This is a genomic window from Nocardioides sp. Soil_C_8, from assembly GCF_057656315.1.
The window spans coordinates 256,922-270,466 of record NZ_JBDGKQ010000004.1; the positions used below are offsets into that span (position 1 = coordinate 256,922).

The window sequence follows — 13,545 nt, forward strand, 5'->3', positions numbered from 1 at the left end:
CCGTTCAGTCGGTCGTGAGCTTCACCATGCCGTGGACGACGTCGCCGTCCACCCAGCCGCTGACACCGAAGGCTGCGAGCGGCTCGAGGTTCTTGCTGAGCTCGGGCTCGTCGCCGGTGAGCCGCACCAGCCAGTCGTCGTCGGCGTCGAAGTCGACGAAGAACACCGACTCCGCGTCGCCGTCGACCACCTTCGAGTAGGCCTCGCTGCCGCCGAGGTCGCCCTGACCCTCGAGCTTGCTGCGGTAGTCGTCCTGGAGCGCCAGCACGGCGTAGCCGTCACCCTCGGTGACCTGGAGGTACTGCTCGGCCTCGGGCCCGGCGACCTCGCTGATCTTGTCGAGCACGGCCTGGATCTCGTCGGCGTCGCCCTTGATCCTGATGCCGGCCGGGATCTCGCCCGGGCCGCCGTTGGCGATCGCGTCGGGGTCGATCCCGCCGCCGACCGAGACCGTCACGCCGTCGCCGAGGAGCGTCTCGACGTCCTCGGGGAAGGCGAGGCCGGTCTCGCTCTCGAACTGCGCGAGCTCGTCGTCGATCGTCGCGGCCTCGTCGGGCGCGAGCGTCTTGACGTAGTCGAGCATGCCCTGGGCCCAACCCTCGGAGAGCGCGAAGCCGAAGGCGGCAACGGTGTCCTCCGGCAGCCCGGAGACCATGTCGACGCCTTCCTTGCTGTCGATGAACTTCGTCAGGTCCTTCTGGTAGTCCGACATGGCGTACTCGACCTCGACCGCACCGTCGTTGAAGCGGACCGTGGCGGCGGCGCCGTCGAAGTCGTTGATCATCTGCTGGAGCTCCGGCGGGATCTCCTCCGACGAGGTGGCGTCCGAGGGGTCGGTGGACTCGCTGAAGCAGGCGTCCATCTCCTCGGGCGTGGTGGCGTCAGTGAGGCAGTCCTCGTCGAACCCCATCGGGGCGTCGTCCGACAGCCATGGACCGCCGGTCACGCCACCCAGGCCGCTCATGCCGCTCATGCCGACCGCGTCCTCGAGGTACTTCGCCGCGGACTTGGCGACGTACATCGACATGAAGCCGTCGTCGCCCGCCTCGCCCGTCCACTGGCCGAAGGCGGAGTCGGCAGCCAGCGTGCCGCCGTCGGTCGCGTCGACGACCTGCTGGGCGACCTCCTTCGTCTCGCCGACGACCATCCAGTCGCCGTCGACGACCCAGCCGCCGGCCTCGCCGTCGGTGCTGCCGCCACAGGTCTCGACCAGCTTGGCCATGCCGTCGTCGGCCTTGCCGGCGTCGCTGACCTGGATCACGCCGACCGGGGCGGGCTCGTCCTCGCCGAGGTCGACGACGGCCATCGCGGCACGGGAGCCGAGCCACGGCTTCACGTCGGAGGAGTAGTCGAGGCCCTCGCACTCGCCGGACTTCGTGACCTCCTCGAAGAGGCGCTCACGCAGGTCGTCGTCGGTGTCGAGGTCGACCTTGTCGGTGAACGCGGGGAACTTGCGCAGCGTCTTGATCGCCTCGATCTTCTGACCACCGGCGGGGTCGAGGTCCACGCTGAAGTAGGCGACCGTCGAGCTCGGCAGCGCCTCCGCGGGCTGCGCACCGGTGGAGAAGAAGCTGGTGGCCGCCCACGCGCCGCCGGCGACGACCGCCCCGCCGGCGACGATCGCGCCCACCGCGATCAGCCGCTTCTTGTTGTCGTTGTCGGGCGCCGTCTGCGACGGACCCGATCCCTCGAGGTACTCAGGCCCGTCGGCCGGACCGCCCGGTGTGATGCTCATGTCGCTCTGCTCCCCCGTTGCACGGGTCCCGACGGCGCCGGGACTGCCCACTTGCGGGCGGCGCAAGCCTACCCACGCAAGCGCCCGGCGAACCCTCTGTTCCCCAAGAGATAGGTCCCGACGAGGCCGCACATCGCGCCGACGGGCAGGGCGACCAGGGCGGTCGAGTGCCACGGCACCCGGCCTCGGTCGGGCGCGGTCAGGCCGAGGTCGCCGGGCAGCGGCGTGTAGTCGGGTCGGCCCGCTGCGAGCACCTGCGGGTCGGGGGGCCCGAGCGCGCTGCCGACGGCGTACATCACGCCCGCAGCGACCACCGCCGAGACGAGCACCCCCACCACCGTGACGGTCTCGCCGCCGCGCCACAGACCGACCAGCACCGCCAGCACCAGGCCGATCGGGAAGGCGATGAGGACGAAGAGCGCGATGCCCTCGAAGGAGAAGTCCGGCCCGGCCGGCTCGAGGTACCAGTGGCCCCGGTAGGCGACGCCGGTGGGTGCGCTCCACAACCGCTCCCAGAGCACACCGCCGGCCGCCCCGGCCGCGACGAAGAGCCCGAGCACGGAGGCGAGGCGCAGCACCAGCCGGCGCGGCGCGCCGGTCCGCGTCTCGGGCGCCACGTCCGGCCCGCCGGGCGTCACCGTCGCCTCGCTCATCCGGTGAGGCAGCCGGGCCCGAGCAGCTGCTTGAGGTCGGCGAAGAGAGCGGGGCTCGGGCTGACGCGCAGGTTGTCGTCGAGGCGCAGCACCTTGGTCGAGCTGCGGGTGAGCAGTCGCAGCTGCACCTCGGTCATCCCGGGGTGGGTGCCGAGGACGTCGCGCAGCTGGGCGACGACCGGCGGGGTGCACCGCGTGGACGGCAGGCTGATCACGACCGGGCCGGTCGGCCCCTGGGTCAGGTCGGGGGCCGTCACCTCCTGCGCGCGCAGCTCGGGCTGGTCCTTGTCGCGCGAGAGCTGGCCCTTGATCCGCACGATGTTGTCCTCGACGAGGAGGGTCGAGGCCAGCGTGTAGGAGCTCGGGAACAGCAGCACCTCGATGGCGCCGTCGAGGTCCTCGAGCGTGATCGTCGCCCACGGGTCGCCGCGCTTGGTGATCTTGCGCGAGACCGACGTGATCAGGCCGCTGACGGTGATCGTGGAGTTGTGCGGCCGGTCCTCGTCGAGCATGAGCTGGCCGATGGTGCAGTCGGTGCCCTGGGAGAGGACGTGCTCGAGCCCGAGGAGCGGGTGGTCGGAGACGTAGAGGCCGAGCATCTCGCGCTCGTGGCCGAGCAGGGTCATCTTGTCCCAGTCGTCGACGTCCGGGATCACGACCGTCGCACCGGCGGCCCCCACGTCGTCCGGCATCAACATGTCGATGAGCGAGTCCTGCCCGCTCTCGTCGTCCTTCTTCGCCTGGACGTACTTCTCGACGGCGTCCTCGTGGATGATCGAGAGCGCACGACGCCGGTGCTTCATGTCGTCGTAGGCGCCGGCCTTGATCAGCGAGTCGACGACCCGCTTGTTGCAGACCAGCGCGGGGACCTTGTCCATGAAGTCGTTGAAGTCGGTGTAGCGGCCCTTCTCCTCGCGGGCGCCGACGATCCGGTCGACGACGTTGCTTCCGACGTTGCGCACCGCGGTGAGGCCGAAGCGGATGTCGTTGCCCACCGGGGTGAAGTTGGCGTGCGACTCGTTGACGTCGGGCGGGAGGACCTGGATCTTCATGCGCCGGCACTCGTTGAGGTAGATGGCCATCTTGTCCTTGTCGTCCTTGACGGACGTCAGGAGCGCGGCCATGTATTCGGCTGGGTAGTTGGCCTTGAGGTAGGCGGTCCAGTAGGTGATGACGCCGTAGGCGGCGGAGTGCGACTTGTTGAAGGCGTAGTCGGAGAACGGGAGCAGGATCTCCCACAGCTTGTCGATCGCGACCTGCGGGAAGTTGCGCTCGAGCATGCCGGCCTGGAAGCCGGCGTACTGCTTGTCGAGCTCCTCCTTCTTCTTCTTGCCCATCGCGCGGCGGAGGTTGTCAGCGGCACCCAGGGTGAAGCCGGCGAGCACCTGGGCGATCGCCATGACCTGCTCCTGGTAGACGATCAGGCCGTAGGTCTCCCCCAGGACCGGCTCGAGCGCCTCGGCGAGGGCGGGGTGGATCGGCTCGATCGCCTCGCGGCCGTTCTTGCGGCGGGCGTACTTGTTGTGCGAGTCGGCGCCCATCGGGCCGGGGCGGTAGAGGGCGCTGACCGCCGTGATGTCGGCGAAGGCGTCGGGCTGCAGGGAGCGCAGCAGCGCCCGCATGCCCGAGCCGTCGAGCTGGAAGACGCCCAGCGTGTCGCCGCGGCCCATCAGCTCGTAGGTGGCCCGGTCGTCGAACGGCAGCTCCTCCAGCACGACGGTCTCGTCGCGGTTGGCCTGGATGTTGGCCAGCGCGTCCTCGAGGATGCGGAGGTTGGAGAGGCCGAGGAAGTCCATCTTGACGAGCCCGAGCGACTCGCACATCGGATAGTCGAACTGGGTGATGACGGCGCCGTCCTGCGGCCTCGCCATGATGGGTACGACGTCGATGATGGGCTCGCTCGACATGATCACGCCGGCGGCGTGCACGCCCCAGTTGCGGATCTGGCCCTCGAGGCCGAGCGCGGTGTGGAAGATGGTGCGCACATCGGGGTCGGAGTCGTGCAGCGCGCGGAACTCGCCGCCCTCGTTGTAGCGCTTGTGCTGGGGGTCGAAGATGTCCTTGAGCGCGACGCCCTTGCCCATCACGTCGGGGGGCAGCGCCTTGGTGATGCGGTCGGAGATCGCGAAGCCGTGGTCGAGCACGCGCGCCGCGTCCTTGATGGCGGCCTTGGACTTGAGCCGGCCGAAGGTCGCGATCTGGGCCACCCGCTCGGTGCCGTACTTCTCGGTGACGTACTTGATGACCTCGCCGCGGCGGGCGTCGTCGAAGTCGATGTCGAAGTCGGGCATCGACGGACGCTCGGGGTTGAGGAACCGCTCGAAGAACAGGCCGTGCTCGAGGGGGCACAGGTCGGTGATGCTCAGGGCGTAGGCGGCGATCGAGCCCGCACCGGAGCCTCGACCCGGGCCGACCCGGATGCCGTTGCGCTTGGACCACTGGATGAAGTCGGCGACCACGAGGTAGTAGCCGCAGTAGCCCTTCTGCGAGATGACGCCGAGCTCCATCTCGACCCGGTCCTTGACCTCCTGGGTCAGTCGCTCGCCGGGGTAGCGCGCCTCGATGCCGCGCCACACCTCCTTGCGGAACCAGGACTCCTCGGTCTCGCTCTCGGGGACGTCGGCGCGGGCCATGTAGCCGCCCGTGGACTCGACGAACTCGACGTTGCACCGCTCGGCGATCTCGAGCGTGTTGTCGCATCCCTCGGGGACGTCGGCCCACAGCTCACGCATCTCGGCGGCGGACTTGATGTAGTAGCCGCCGCCGTCGAACTTGAGCCGGTTGGTGTCGGCCAGCCGCTTGCCGGAGGCGACGCAGATGAGGGCGTCCTGGCCGTCGGCGTCCTCGGGGTTGGTGTAGTGGGTGTCGTTGGTGACGATCGTCGGCAGGCCGAGGGTCGCGGCGATCCTCTGCAGGTCCTTGCGCGTGGCCCGCTCGGCGGCGATGCCGTGGTCCATCAGCTCGAGGTAGAAGTTGTCCTTGCCGAAGATGTCCTGGAACTCCCCGGCGGCGCGGAGCGCCTCGTCGTACTGGCCGAGCGTCAGCCGGGTCTGGATCTCGCCGGACAGGCACCCGGTGCTGGCGATGATGCCCTTCGAGTAGCGCTGGAGCAGCTCTCGGTCCATGCGGGGCTTGTAGTAGTAGCCCTCGATGCTGGCCAGGCTGGCGAGCCGGAAGAGGTTGTGCATCCCCTCGGTCGTCTCGGCCCACATCGTCATGTGGGTGTAGGCGCCACCGCCGGCGACGTCCTTGCCGCCCTCCTCGGCCACGTCGCCCTGGCCCCAGCGGACCCGGCGACGCTCCCCGCGCATGGTGCCGGGGGTGAGGTAGGCCTCGATGCCGATGATCGGCTTCACGCCGTGCTGCCTGGCCTTGCGGTAGAAGTCGTAGGCGCCGTGGAGGTTGCCGTGGTCGGTCATCGCGATGGCCGGCATGCCGAGCTCGCTGGTGCGGGCGAACAGGCCGTCGAGGAGCGACGCCCCGTCGAGCATCGAGTACTCGGTGTGCACGTGGAGGTGCACGAAGTTGTCCGCGGAGCTGGTGGAGGAGCCGGACGACATGGAGGAGACTTCCGCGCCTTTCGGGGTCGCTGACGGGTCGATCGGTGGAGCGGTTGCTGACTGCGCAGCGGTGCATCCAGAAGGAGGGGGAAGAGCAGTCAGCCTACGTCAGTGTGCCCGCCCCCACCGACAGGACACTCGACCCGATCCGGACCGCCCGGGGCGCCGCGCTCACAGCCAGTCGATCGCGTGACCGTGGCCGTGGCTCCAGGCCACGGCGACGCCGTCCAGCGCGGTCACGAACCGCCCCGACGGTGCGTCCGACCCGCCCGCGACGCGGGGCAGGACCCGCCTCCCCTCGTTGCTGATCCACCGGCACCGGCCCTCGCCGACGAGGCGCGTCATCAGGTCGTGGAAGCGCGCCCGGTCGGGCTCCTCGAGGTAGGCGATGACGGCCGAGTGGAACACCACCGGCGTGCCGTGCGGGGCCGCCTCGTCGAGCAGGTCGGGCAGGTGGTCGAAGAGGTCGCCCCGGCGCAGCGCCGGTGGCTCGCGGCGGGCCACCGCGACCGCAGCCCGGAGCCTGGCCCGGCGCTCGTCCTGCTCGGGCCAGACCAGGTTCTCCAGCCACGCCATCGCGTCCGGGTCCGCGACGTCGAGCGGGTTGAGGTCGACGCCACCCCGCCACCCGACGTCCGGGTGCGAGGCGGGCACGGGCAGCGGCCCCGACGCTCGCGCGGTCAGCACGGGTCCCCCGCTCCCCCGCAGCTCGCCCGTCGGTGGCCAGGCGTAGTCGTAGCGGTCCGGGAAGAGGCACAGCCCCGCGCTGGCCCCCACCTCGATCAGGGACAGCGGCCCCTCGGCCTGTGCGACCAGTCCCAGGACGGGCGCGAGCGTCGCCAGGCGGCCGACCTCGTTGGTCTGGGTGGCCCGGGCCATGACGGTGGCGCGCACGGCCGGCTCCTGCTCCCTCAGCACCGTGCGGAGCGAGTCGTACGACGCCGGGGCCGGGGCGCCGTGCCACCGGGCGGCGGCGAAGACGAGGTTGGGCTGTCGCTTGACGGGCGGCAGCGTCCCCAGCCAGGCAAGGACCTCCTCGTCGTCCGCGACACCCAGCGCCCAGGACTCGAAGCAGGGCGAGTCGCCCGCCGCGTAGGTCGCGAAGTCGCGGTACTCCGCCACCACGTCGTCGTAGAGCAGCACCTGCTGATCATCCCTGACCACCTGCCTGGCACGCGCTCGTAGTCCGGGCGGGGGCGTTGACCTAGGTGACGTGGGTCACATAGCGTTCCACCCAGGCCATTTGTTTGGGTTCCAAACAAACAAACTCCCCCCATCCCGAGAAGGACGACTCATGAGGAAACCGCTCAGCCTGCTCACCACCGGCCTCGCCGCCGGCGCCCTGCTGCTGACGGGGGCCAGCTACGCCTCCGCCGGTGCCGAGTCCGACCCCGCCACCAGCGCCGCTGCAGCTGCCGAGCCCTACAAGGTGCTCGTCGTCGGCAAGACGCTCGGCTTCCGCCACTCCCACATCGACGACACCACCAACGCGGTGATCAAGCTGGGCCAGGAGCACGGCTTCACCGTCGACGTCTGGGACCCGCCGATCGGCCGCTCGCCCGGCCAGCCCGCGCTGTCCATGGCGACGACGCCGTTCACGAGCACCGAGGCCCTGTCGAAGTACGCCACCATCATGTTCGCCTCGCCCGTCGACGGCACGAACAGCCAGAACCCGGCCAGCCCCCGCACCCTGGACGACGCCGAGCTGGCGGCGTTCCAGGGCTACATCCGTCAGGGCGGCGGCTTCGTCGGCCTCCACGCGGCCACCGACGAGATGCATGCCGTCCCGTGGTTCAGCGAGCTGACCGGCGGCTCTGCGCGGTTCCGCAACCACCCGGCGCAGCAGCAGGCCACGATGGTCGTCGAGAGCCCGAACCACCCGTCGACGACGATGCTGCCGAAGCAGTGGTCGCGCTTCGACGAGTGGTACAACTTCACGTCCAACCCGCGCGAGGACGTGCACGTCCTGCTCACGCTCGACGAGTCGACCTACAACCCGGGCAACGGCGCGATGGGCGCCGACCACCCGATCGCCTGGTGCCACAACTTCGAGGGCGGCCGCTCCTGGTACGAGGGAGCCGGCCACGTCGACGCGGCCTACAGCGACCCGCTGTTCCTCGAGCACCTGCTCGGCGGCATCGAGTGGACCGCGGGTGTCGTCGAGGGTGGCGGCAACTGCGTGACCTTCCCGGAGGTCGAGAAGATCACGAGTGACCTCGGCGAGGCCGGCGGCAACCGCAACGCCAAGCTCAGCAGCGACGTGGCCGCCTACCTGGCGTCCGCGGAGGCGGCAGCCGACGCCGGCGACCACGCCCGGGCCGCGCACATCCTGAAGCAGGCCAAGGGCAAGGCCCACGGGCTGCAGGACGACACGATCGTCGACAAGCTCGCCGACCTGCAGGAGTGGCAGGGCGGCCTGGTCGGCTGGTGACCACCGCCCGACCACGCACCACCTGGAGCACCACCTGACGCACCACCGGTCGACGACCGGCCGCGCCCGACCCGGGCGTGGCCGGTCGTCGCGCGTGGAGGGGTGCCCGCTCAGCGGGACGCGTCGAGCGACTCGGTGATGATGAGGTCGACGATGCGGGCCACCCGCTCCACACCGAGCTCGGGCACCACCCCGGCCACCCGCTCGGCGATCTCCGCCTCACGCACAGGGTCGCGCTCGGTCGACGGCTTCACCGCCTGCACTGCCCGGGTCAGTGCCGTCCGGCGCGCCAGGACGTCACCGAGCACGAGGTCCGTCTCGTCGATCAGACCGCGCAGGAACGCCAACGGGTCGGCGCCGGGCCATGCCACACGGATGTCCGGCGCACCCTCCTCGTTGGCCGAGCCGTCGGTGCGCTCGAGCTCGAGGCACCCGTGCCGCCGGTAGAACGCCCGGGCCGGCTCGTTGGACTCGAAGACCCACAGGCAGAAGCCAGCCGGGCGCGCCGACGCGACGAGCTCGAAGAGCGCGGTCCCGACACCGTGGCCCTGGTGGTCGGGGTGGACGTAGAGGTCGTCGAGCCAGGTCGCTGTCCAGCGCGCGTAGCCGGCCGGTTCCCCGCCGCGCTCGGCCACCCAGACGTCGTACGCCGCCAGGTCCCAGCCCGCGACCCACGCACGCGCCTCGTGGTCGGGGTGCACGGACGGCGGGAAGGCGTCACCGGCCCCGCGCCGCGCGGCGAGGTGCAGCTCGGCGACGGCCGGGAGGTCGTCGATGGTGACCGGGCGGAGCGTCAGCTCAGTGCTCACGCTTCGTGACACGCGCTCCACGCGTTCCTCAGGACAAGTCACGGATCACGTCGAGCGCGTGCGCGAGGTCGTCCGGGTAGGTCGACTCGTAGGTGACGTAGTCACCCGTCTCCGGGTGGTCGAAGCCGAGGCGCATGGCGTGCAGCCACTGCCGCTCGAGACCGAGCCGCCTGGCCAGCGTGGGGTCGGCGCCGTAGGTCAGGTCGCCCACGCACGGGTGCTTGAGCGCGCTCATGTGCACGCGGATCTGGTGGGTGCGCCCCGTCTCGAGGTGCACCTCCAGCAGGCTGGCGAAGCGGTGCGCCTCGAGCGTCTCGTAGTGGGTCACGCTGTGGCGACCGTCCGCCATCACGGCGAACTTGTAGTCGTGGTGCGGGTGGCGGCCGATCGGGGCGTCGACCGTGCCGGACAGCGGGTCGGGGTGGCCCTGGACGAGCGCGTGGTAGGTCTTGTCGACCGTGCGGTGCCGGAAGGCGTTCTTCAGCACCGAGTAGGCGTGCTCGGACTTGCAGATGACCATCACGCCGCTGGTGCCGACGTCGAGGCGCTGGACGATGCCCTGCCGCTCGCTCGCGCCGCTGGTGGAGATGCGGAACCCGGCACCGGCGAGGTGGCCGACCACGGTGGGACCGGTCCAGCCCGGCGAGGGGTGCACGGCCACGCCGACCGGCTTGTCGATCACCACGATGGCGTCGTCGTCGTGGATGATCCGGATCCCCTCGACGATCTCGGGCTTCACCTCGAGCGGGTCGCGCTCGGCCGGGATGGTCACGTCGAGCATCGCCCCCGCGTCGACCCGGTCGCTCTTGCCGACGGACGCGCCGTCGACGTGCACGAGGCCCTGGGCGATGAGGTCGGCGGCCTTGGTGCGGGAGAACCCGAACATCCGCGCCATCGCGGCGTCGACGCGCTCTCCGGCCAGGCCGTCGGGGACGAGGACCGTGCGCTGCTCGGCGTGGGTGGTCACGCCGCCTCGTGCCTCGATCCGCGGTCGGAGTCGCGGCTGCCGTCGAGGGCGATGCCGCGGAACGTCTGGAGGATGATCAGGCCGGCGGCGATGTTGATGCACATGTCGGCGACGTTGAAGACCGGCCAGTTGGGGAGCATCAGGAAGTCGACGACGTGCCCGTGGAACGGCTCCGGCTCGCGCACGATGCGGTCGGTGAGGTTGCCGGCCACGCCGCCCAGCAGCAGGCCGAGCGCGAGCGCCCAGCCGGTGCTGCGGATCCGGCGGCTGAGCCACAGCACGACCACGACCGCGACCATCGCCAGGCAGGTGAACACGATGGTGAAGTCGGTGCCGGTGCTGAACGCCGCGCCCGGGTTGAACGTCAGGTGGAACGTCAACCAGTCACCGAGGACCGGGATGTCACCGTCGGCCAGCTCGGCCAGCGCCCACTGCTTGCTGGCGAGGTCGAGGCCGTAGGCCAGCAGGGCCACTGCGGCGAACACCAACCGCGCATCCACGCGGGGTCGGGACGGGACGGGGTCGGCCTGGTCGCTGGGGTTCAGCGACGCTCCTCGCGCTGCTTGCATGACATGCACAGTGTGGCATGGGGCACCGCCATCAACCGATTCTTGCCCACGGGGTTGCCGCAGGAGTCGCAGACGCCGTAGGAGCCGTCCTCGATGTGGGCCAGCGCCCGCTCGATCTGCACCAGCGTCTCCCGCTCGCGCGCCAGGACGGTCAGCTCGTGGTCGCGCTCGAAGCTGGTCGCACCGACGTCGGCCTGGTCGTGCCCGGCCCCGTCGCCGGCGTCGCGCATCAGGCCCGCCAGCTCCTGCTCGGACTCGCCCACGATGGCGGCGAGCCGGTCGCGGTGCTCCTTGAGCTCCTTCACGACCTCGTTGAGCTCACCCCTGGTCCACGGGTCCTCGCCGTCCAGCACCACGAGCGTGGAGGGGGTGGCCTTGCGTACCTTCTTCGCCGGCGCGGCCTTCTTGGCGGGCGTCGGAGCGGCCTTCGTCACGGGTGCAGCCTTCTTCGTGGGGGTCGAGGTGGTGGATGCGGACGTCGCGGCGGTCTTCTTCGTCGCGGTCTTCTTCGTCGGCGCCTTCTTGCTCGCCGCCTTCGCCGGACTCTTCTGGGCCACCTTGGCGGGAGCCGCCTTCGTGGCCGGACTCTTCGTGGCGGACGCCTTCTTCGTGGCGGACGCCTTCTTCGTGGCGGACGCCTTCTTCGTGGGAGTGGCTGCCGCGGCCTTCGTGGTCGCGGCCTTCGCGGCGGTGCTCTTCGTGGCGGCCTTCTTGGCGGTGCTCTTCGTGGCGGTGCTCTTCGTGGCCGTGCTCTTCTTGGCCGTGCTCTTCGTGGCCGTGCTCTTCTTGGCCGTGGCCTTCTTGGCGGTGGCCTTCTCGGCGGTGGCCTTCTCGGCGGTGGCCTTCTTGGCCGTGGCCTTCGTGGCCGTGCTCTTCTTCGCGGGAGCCGTGGTGGCGGACTCGTCCGGCGTCGCGGCGCGCTTGCGGCCGATCACCCGCTTCGCAGCGGCGGCGGCGGTGCCGGCCAGGGACTTGCGCGTGGTGCCAGCCATCTCCGAGGGCCTCCCGCATCCGTCAGGTGTGGTGGGAACCACACGGTGGCAGGGAGGCTAGCCGGTGCACCCTGACGAACCAACCTCGGCTCGCCGAAATGCGAGAACGACCACCCCTGGGGGGTGGTCGTCCTCGACAGTTGTGTGAGGTGCGGCGATCAGCTGTCGTCGTCACCCAGCACGGAGCGGAGGCGCTTCGGCGCGTTGCCGCTGTCGACCGGAGCCTGCGTCTCGCTGCCGCTGGCGAGTGCCTCCAGCTGCTGCGTGAAGTAGGTCTTCAGGCGGGAGCGGTACTCGCGCTCGAACTGGCGGAGGGTCTCGACGTCGCTGTTGAGCTTGTCGCGCTCCTTCTCCAGGTCACCGAACATCTGCTGGCGGCGCTCGGCGGTCTCCGAGTCGAGCATCTGCGAACGCTGGCGGGCGTCGGCCTCCATGCGGTCGGCCTTGGTCTTGGCCTCGGACTCGACGCGCTCGGCCTTGGTGCGCGCGGCACCGACGATGCGGTCGGCCTCGTTCTTGGCGTCCTCGACGAGCTCGTCGGCGTTGCGCGTCGCGATCTCGAGGAGGCGGGCGGCGGCGTTGGACGCCTCCGGCACGGTCTCCACGCGCATCGTCTGCACCGGCGCCGCGGCGGCGACGGGTGCCGGCGCGGGCCGCTGGGGCTCCGGCTCCGGCTCCGGCTCGGGCTCCGGCTCCGGAGCGGCGGGGGCGAACGACGCAGGCGCGGGAGCGGACGTCGGCGCACCGGACTGCGCGGCCGACAGCTTGGCCCGCAGGTCGTCGTTCTCCTTGGTGAGCCGGGCGAGCTCGGCCTCGACCTCGTCGAGGAACTGGTCCACCTCGCCCATGTCGTAGCCCTCACGGAGGCGGACAGGCGTAAAGCGCTTGTTGCTCACGTCCTCAGGCGTCAGCGGCATGACCTCACCCAAACTTTCACGATCGAATATCACGGTGGCTCTGCTGTCAGGAGACAATAGCGCCCGGAATGCCACCGGGCACAGTGACCCGTGTGACGGATGGTTCTAGAGGCCGAAGATGGTGGCGACCACGTTGAGCAGCAGCCATGCTCCCACCATCACCAGCAGGAAGCTCAGGTCGAGGGCGACCTGGCCGATCCGCAGCGGTGGGACGACGCGGCGCAGCGCCACGATCGGCGGGTCGGTCGCCGAGTAGACGCCCTCCAGCGCGACCAGCAGCGGCCCGCGGGGCTCCCACCGGCGCGCGAACACCTGGACCCAGTCGACGACGAAACGCACCCACAGCAGCGCGATGAAGAGCAGCAGGATGACGTAGAGGACCTGACCGAAGGCTTGCACGAGAGAAGTATGGGTCAGCTCTGGTTGAAGAACCCGTCCTCCGCCATCCGCTCCTTGTCCTCCGCCGAGATGGCGACGTTGGGCGGCGAGAGCAGGAAGACCTTGTTGGTCACGCGCTCGATGGAGCCACGGGTGGCGAAGATCAGGCCGGCGGCGAAGTCGACGAGACGCTTGGCGTCGTTGTCGTCCATCTCGCTGAGGTTCATGATCACGGGCGTGCCGTCACGGTAGTTCTCACCGATCAGGCGGGCCTCGTTGTAGTTGCGGGGGTGCAGGGTGGTGATGCGGCTCAACTCGGCCACGACTCCTGTCTGGACCGAGGCCGGACGGCGGCGCTCGGCGAGGTCGGACACAGGGGCAGGACGGCGCTCGCGCTGGACCGGGCGCTGCTCGACAGCGTCGTGGGTCGTGGTCTCGGTGTCGCCGTCGTAGTCGTCGTAGTGGCCGGTGTCCTCGAGCAGGCCGAGGTACTCGCCGATCTTGCGCATCGCGCCGCTCATGAGACTGTTCCTC

General features: G+C 70.3%; 12 protein-coding genes. 1 reads left to right on the forward strand and 11 read right to left on the reverse strand.

Features of this window, described 5'->3' with window-relative positions; translation table 11 throughout:
* Positions 1-4: 4 nt before the first annotated feature.
* The 4 genes from AC3A3L_RS18260 to AC3A3L_RS18275 form a co-directional block, all read right to left on the reverse strand.
* Positions 5-1,735: a DUF3352 domain-containing protein gene (locus AC3A3L_RS18260; protein ID WP_487641466.1), complete on the reverse strand. Its 1,731-nt coding sequence runs from the start codon at positions 1,733-1,735 to the stop codon at positions 5-7.
* Between the two features lie 68 nt (positions 1,736-1,803).
* Positions 1,804-2,388, reverse strand: a complete 585-nt coding sequence (locus AC3A3L_RS18265; RefSeq protein ID WP_487641467.1) for a hypothetical protein — start codon at positions 2,386-2,388, stop codon at positions 1,804-1,806.
* The gene (dnaE, locus tag AC3A3L_RS18270; protein WP_487641468.1) at positions 2,385-5,948 is read right to left on the reverse strand and encodes a DNA polymerase III subunit alpha; all 3,564 of its coding nucleotides are present in this window, start codon (positions 5,946-5,948) and stop codon (positions 2,385-2,387) included. The genes AC3A3L_RS18265 and dnaE overlap by 4 nt, the downstream gene beginning before the upstream one ends.
* A gap of 171 nt (positions 5,949-6,119) precedes the next feature.
* Positions 6,120-7,091 (reverse strand): DUF2332 domain-containing protein, encoded by a 972-nt coding sequence (locus AC3A3L_RS18275; RefSeq protein ID WP_487641469.1) that lies wholly within the window; start codon positions 7,089-7,091, stop codon positions 6,120-6,122.
* 151 nt (positions 7,092-7,242) lie between these two features.
* On the opposite strand from AC3A3L_RS18275, the gene AC3A3L_RS18280 reads away from it, so the two are divergent.
* On the forward strand, positions 7,243-8,379 hold the full coding sequence (locus AC3A3L_RS18280; RefSeq protein WP_487641470.1) for a ThuA domain-containing protein: 1,137 nt from the start codon (positions 7,243-7,245) through the stop codon (positions 8,377-8,379).
* A gap of 110 nt (positions 8,380-8,489) precedes the next feature.
* Here the strand turns inward: AC3A3L_RS18280 and AC3A3L_RS18285 are convergent, their stop codons facing one another.
* The 7 genes from AC3A3L_RS18285 to AC3A3L_RS18315 form a co-directional block, all read right to left on the reverse strand.
* Positions 8,490-9,188: a GNAT family N-acetyltransferase gene (locus tag AC3A3L_RS18285; protein ID WP_487641471.1), complete on the reverse strand. Its 699-nt coding sequence runs from the start codon at positions 9,186-9,188 to the stop codon at positions 8,490-8,492.
* Between the two features lie 28 nt (positions 9,189-9,216).
* Positions 9,217-10,155, reverse strand: a complete 939-nt coding sequence (locus AC3A3L_RS18290; RefSeq protein WP_487641472.1) for an RluA family pseudouridine synthase — start codon at positions 10,153-10,155, stop codon at positions 9,217-9,219.
* Positions 10,152-10,724 carry a signal peptidase II gene (gene lspA / locus AC3A3L_RS18295; RefSeq protein WP_487641473.1) on the reverse strand — a complete coding sequence of 191 codons (573 nt, stop codon included), beginning with the start codon at positions 10,722-10,724 and terminating at the stop codon, positions 10,152-10,154. Before lspA ends, AC3A3L_RS18290 begins: the two co-directional genes overlap by 4 nt.
* The gene (locus AC3A3L_RS18300) at positions 10,697-11,158 is read right to left on the reverse strand and encodes a TraR/DksA family transcriptional regulator (protein ID WP_487641694.1); all 462 of its coding nucleotides are present in this window, start codon (positions 11,156-11,158) and stop codon (positions 10,697-10,699) included. The genes lspA and AC3A3L_RS18300 overlap by 28 nt, the downstream gene beginning before the upstream one ends.
* Before the next feature lie 716 nt (positions 11,159-11,874).
* Positions 11,875-12,633, reverse strand: a complete 759-nt coding sequence (locus AC3A3L_RS18305) for a DivIVA domain-containing protein (protein ID WP_487641474.1) — start codon at positions 12,631-12,633, stop codon at positions 11,875-11,877.
* A 105-nt stretch (positions 12,634-12,738) separates the two neighbouring features.
* Positions 12,739-13,032, reverse strand: a complete 294-nt coding sequence (locus tag AC3A3L_RS18310) for a YggT family protein (protein ID WP_191196913.1) — start codon at positions 13,030-13,032, stop codon at positions 12,739-12,741.
* Between the two features lie 14 nt (positions 13,033-13,046).
* A complete protein-coding gene (locus tag AC3A3L_RS18315) occupies positions 13,047-13,532 on the reverse strand; it encodes a cell division protein SepF (RefSeq protein ID WP_487641475.1) in 486 nt (161 codons plus the stop codon).
* Between the last annotated feature and the right edge of the window lie 13 nt (positions 13,533-13,545).